This is a genomic window from Sulfuricurvum sp. (assembly GCF_022759005.1).
GTDB lineage: Bacteria > Campylobacterota > Campylobacteria > Campylobacterales > Sulfurimonadaceae > Sulfuricurvum.
This window is the reverse complement of the sequence record NZ_JAEMQA010000094.1, coordinates 1-4,734: the sequence shown is the minus strand read 5'-3', so window position 1 is coordinate 4,734 and position 4,734 is coordinate 1. Positions and strand designations below refer to the sequence as shown.

At 37.9% G+C, this 4,734-nt stretch carries 4 protein-coding genes; 3 read left to right on the top strand and 1 reads right to left on the bottom strand.

What is annotated here, in order from left to right; all coding sequences use genetic code 11:
* The 3 genes from JHC35_RS06350 to JHC35_RS06340 all read left to right on the top strand — a co-directional run.
* Positions 1 to 936, top strand: a 936-nt coding sequence (locus JHC35_RS06350) for an MFS transporter (protein WP_295043111.1), incomplete at its 5' end; no start/stop codon positions are given.
* A gap of 13 nt (positions 937 to 949) precedes the next feature.
* The gene (locus JHC35_RS06345) at positions 950 to 1,456 is read left to right on the top strand and encodes a YetF domain-containing protein (RefSeq protein WP_295043109.1); all 507 of its coding nucleotides are present in this window, start codon (positions 950 to 952) and stop codon (positions 1,454 to 1,456) included.
* A 135-nt stretch (positions 1,457 to 1,591) separates the two neighbouring features.
* Entirely contained in the window at positions 1,592 to 1,954 is a 363-nt protein-coding gene (locus JHC35_RS06340; RefSeq protein WP_295043108.1) for a sulfite exporter TauE/SafE family protein, read from the top strand.
* Positions 1,955 to 2,009: 55 nt separating this feature from the next.
* On the opposite strand, the gene mgtA is transcribed toward JHC35_RS06340, so the two are convergent.
* Complete coding sequence (gene mgtA, locus JHC35_RS06335) at positions 2,010 to 4,676, bottom strand: magnesium-translocating P-type ATPase (RefSeq protein WP_295043107.1); 2,667 nt, start codon at positions 4,674 to 4,676, stop codon at positions 2,010 to 2,012.
* Positions 4,677 to 4,734 lie beyond the last annotated feature (58 nt).

Genomic DNA, 4,734 nt, shown 5'->3' with positions numbered 1-4,734 from the left:
ATTATCGGGTATGGGCTTTCCAATCTCATTAAACCGTTTGCCTTTTTCGCCCAAAGTGCTTCGATGATCGCTACTATTCGTATTGCCGATCGTTTAGGAAAAGGGATTCGAACTGCTCCTCGTGATGCTCTTATCTCTCACTCAACCCCCAAAGAAGCAAGCGGCTTTATTTTTGGGTTTCACAAGATGATGGACAGTGCAGGAGCCGTTGCAGGGAGTTTGAGTGCATTTGGATTATTGTGGTTCTTGGGTGAGAGCGAAGCGACGTTTCGAACCGTTTTTGCTTTGAGTATGATACCGGGGCTTATTGCCTTGTTTGTTCTTGTCGTCTTTGTCGTTGATAAGCCTTTTACTCCGGCACCGATTCGACGGTTTCGCCCAGAAGCACTGAGTACACCATTTTATTGGCTCGTAGGGTTCCAAAGCCTCTTTAGTCTCTTTGCAATGAATTATTCGTTTATGATTCTCAAAGCCGGAGATAACGGTATGGCGTTGGCGATGATTCCCCTCGCCTATACTCTCTATAATCTTATCCTCTCTGTTTTTGCCATACCGATAGGAAAAATGGCAGATCGGTTCGGGAAAGCAACCCTGTTGTCTATCGTTTATTTTGCATTTGGATTGGGTGCGCTTGCGATGGCATCAGGAACCGCTTGGGGAGCATGGGTTGGATTTGGGATTTACGGATTTTTTGCCGGTGGGTTTAATGCACTTGCCAAGGCGATCATTTCCGATACCGCACCTGCCGAACTCAAAGCCACGGCGTATGGCGTCTATTACACCGCTATTGGGATAACTACTCTTATGTCACTTGCAACGGCCGGATGGCTGTGGGATCGTTTCGGAAGCACACTTCCTTTTGCGATTGCATCGTCTTTGGCTGTAATATTGGCATTTTCACTTTTTGGAATGCGACGACGTTTAACCCATGCATAAAGGAGGCTCTTAATTGGAATATTTGGATATAGGCTTTCGGAGTCTTTTTGTTTATCTTTTTATGATGGTCGGCCTAAGAGTTTTTGGTAAAAGTCAACTCTCTCAGCTCAACGCAGGTGATGTTATTTTACTTCTTCTTATCAGTAATGCTGTCCAAAACGCTATGGTTGGACCAAATACCTCCCTAGATGGGGGAATATTTGCAGCGACTGTTTTATTTTTAGCGAATTATTTAGTCAAAAAAGTTATGTTTCAAAATGAGAAAGTCAAAATATTTATTGAGTCAGAATCCATTATCTTAGTCAGAGATGGTGTATTAATGGAAGCAGAGATGAAAAAATCTGAAATTTCAACGGATGAGATAAACGAGGCTATAAGAGAACACGGTATTGAAAAAATAGAGGATGTTAAGTTGTTAATCCTAGAAGTAGATGGCAATATCAGTGTCATTTCTACAGATAAAAACAATCAGACGCACTATTCAAAACACAGAAGAAAGAAGATGAAACATTACAATTAAAAACAATGTTAAATCTGCGCTATATTAGAAGTGGCAGTTATAGATGTTAAGACGTATACTCAACTTTTATTGTGACAATCGACATAGTGTAGAAACTATGATAGGATTGTAATAATCATAGGGAGAAGGTACAAAATGATTTGGTTAATATCAATAGGTATAGGATTGGTGTCGGGATTATTAATGGGCATTCTTGGGATGGGTGGCGGAATCTTCATTACACCAGCTCTTATATATTTAGCGGGATTTTCTCAAAAGTTAGCTGTTGGTACAACGCTTGCCGTACTGCTTCCGCCGATTGGTATAGCAGCGGTAATGGAGTATTATAAAAGTGGTAATGTTGATTTTCGCGTCGCGATAGTTATTGCAATGATGGCGATTATCGGTGGATGGATAGGGGCGCATATTGCCAATCAGACCGATACGAAAATATTAAAAATTATTTTTGGTACGTTTTTAATCCTAATCGGAACTTATATGATTGCAGAAGCGAAATAATAACGATGATCTCTTATCCGAAGTTCCCTAGAATTCTGATCATGTATTTTAGAACTTATATCTTCGCAAATTTCTTAATATAAAACATTTTAACACTTTGAGTAAGGAATACATAACCGATCATCATAGCGACTAATATACTCCAATAGCCTATTGGCAATGCTACCAAACCGAGTGTTTTTGCAAATGGTGAAAAAGGCAACCAAACTCCTATGCACATAATCGTAGTAGTCATCAAAATCACGGGCAAACTGGCTGTGCTTTGGAAAAAAGGAATTTTATCGGTTCGAATAATATGAATAATAAGTGTCTGAGAAATTAAAGATTCTACAAACCACCCCGTTTGAAATAAAGCTTCATTCGTCCATGCATGAAATACATAGATCATCACTCCAAATGTAATATAGTCAAATACCGAGCTGGTTGGTCCTACAATAAGCATAAAGTTCTTTATATCAGCAATATCCCATTTTTTTGGATTTTTGATTAGTTCTTCATCTACATGGTCAGTAGGAGTTGTTGATTGAGATAGATCATATAAAAAATTATTGGTAACTATTTGAATCGGTTGCATTGGAATAAAAGGAAGAATTGCACTAGCACCCACTACGCTAAACATATTGCCGTAATTTGAGCTGGCCCCCATTTTTATGTATTTGATGATATTGGCAAATACCTTTCTCCCAAGGACTATACCTTCTGCTAAAACCAATAAATTCCGTTCTAGCAATATGATATCCGCGGTCTCTTTTGCAATATCGACGGCACTATCCACAGAGATTCCGACATCAGCAAGTTTAAGAGCAGGTGCATCATTGATCCCATCTCCCATGAAACCTACGGTATGACCATTATGCCGAAGAGCTGTAACAATTCTTGCTTTGTTGTCAGGAGATAGTTTGGCAAAAATATTCGCTTCCTCAACGGCAATTTTCAATTCTTCATCACTCATCGCGTCAATATCTGAACCTTTGTATATTCCTGAAATATTTAAACCAACATCTTTACAGACTTTTTTGGTAACGATTTCATTATCACCGGTCAATACTTTTACTCTCACACCATATTCCTGTAAAGCAGCGATAGCTTCATGTGCACTCTCTTTTGGAGGATCTAAAAAGGAGACAAAACCTGCTAAAATCATTTCAGATTCATCACGCACCGCATAAGTTTTTTGTGTACTTGGCATAAGTTTATAAGCAACAGCAACAACTCTAAAGCCATCTTCGTTATATTCATGAATAATTTTAAATATCTCATCGTGCATACTTTCATCAAGCGGCAATATTTGACCACCTTTTTCAACATGAGTACATATCTTTATCATCTCTTCGGAAGCACCTTTGGTGATCAACAGATGAGTATGATCTGTTTTACCGACAACGACAGACATCCTTTTTCGATTGAAATCAAATGGGATTTCATCAATTTTATCTGGAAATTCTTGACGAGCTAAACCTTCAATCTCAGAATGCTCTAATACCGCTAAATCAAGAAGATTTTTAAGTCCAGTTTGATGAAAACTGTTTAAGTAAGCAAGTTCTAGTACATGATCACTCTCTTTTCCATTTATGTCAATATGTTCTTCAAGGATAATTTTGTCTTGAGTTAAAGTTCCTGTTTTATCTGTACATAAAACATCCATCGCACCAAAGTTTTGTATTGCACTCAGTTTTTTTACGATTACTTTTTGTTTTGATAGTGCAAAAGCACCTTTTCCTAAATTCACCGTAACAATCATCGGTAACATTTCAGGGGCCAATCCTACAGCAACAGAGAGTCCAAAAAGAAATGCCCCAATCCAATCGTGTTTTAAAAAACCGTTAATAATCATAACAAGCGGAACCATTATGAGCATGAATCGAAGCATCAGCCAAGTAAATTTTTTAATCCCTATATCAAAATTAGTCGGCTCTGCAGCACTTTCAATAGTTTTTGCGATTGATCCAAGGTAAGTGTCTCGTCCCGTAGTGCAAACAATACCAACAGCAGTTCCACTTTGAATACTTGATCCCATAAAACAAATATTGTGTGCTTCAAGTATGGATTCTATTTCGTAATGTTCATTGATGGCAAATTTTTCAACAGGCATGGCTTCACCAGTAAGCGATGCCTGATTCACGAAAAGGTCTTTTGCACTAAAAATTCTCAAATCCGCCGGAATAACATCTCCTGCACTCAGACGAACAATATCACCGGGAACTATCTCTTTAATCGGCAACTCAATAGTTTTTGGGATTTGACTTTTGTCATGGCGAATAACCGTAACGGTAGAAGAGACCATGCTACTGAGCTTTTCTGCAGCCTTACTGGAACGCAGCTCTTGAACTGATGAGAGAACTACACTTAAAAGTGTCATACCGCCAACAACCATAGCGGTTCTTAGATCACCCATATAAGCAGAAACACTGGACAACACGATAAGCATCAGTGTTAATGGATTTTTAATGTTATCAAATATAACGATAAAAGGGTTGATTTTTTTATTTTCAGAAATAATATTTTTGCCAAAAATTTTAATTCTTCTCTTGGCTTCATGTTGACTCAAGCCTTCTTCAGAGCTTTTCAATGTTTTGAACAACTCTTCTTTTGAACAGGTGGCAAATTCTTTTAATTTGTTCGTACTTGGATGTACGGTAGTGATATTTTGCTTGGAAGCTTTCATATGTTTGGGTAGAAATGAAAGGGTCATATACTGAAAAAAACTATCGTACAAAAACATAAGATATTCTCCTTTGAAATTTAGAAGGTGACAATAACATATAAAGTTCTCATATATG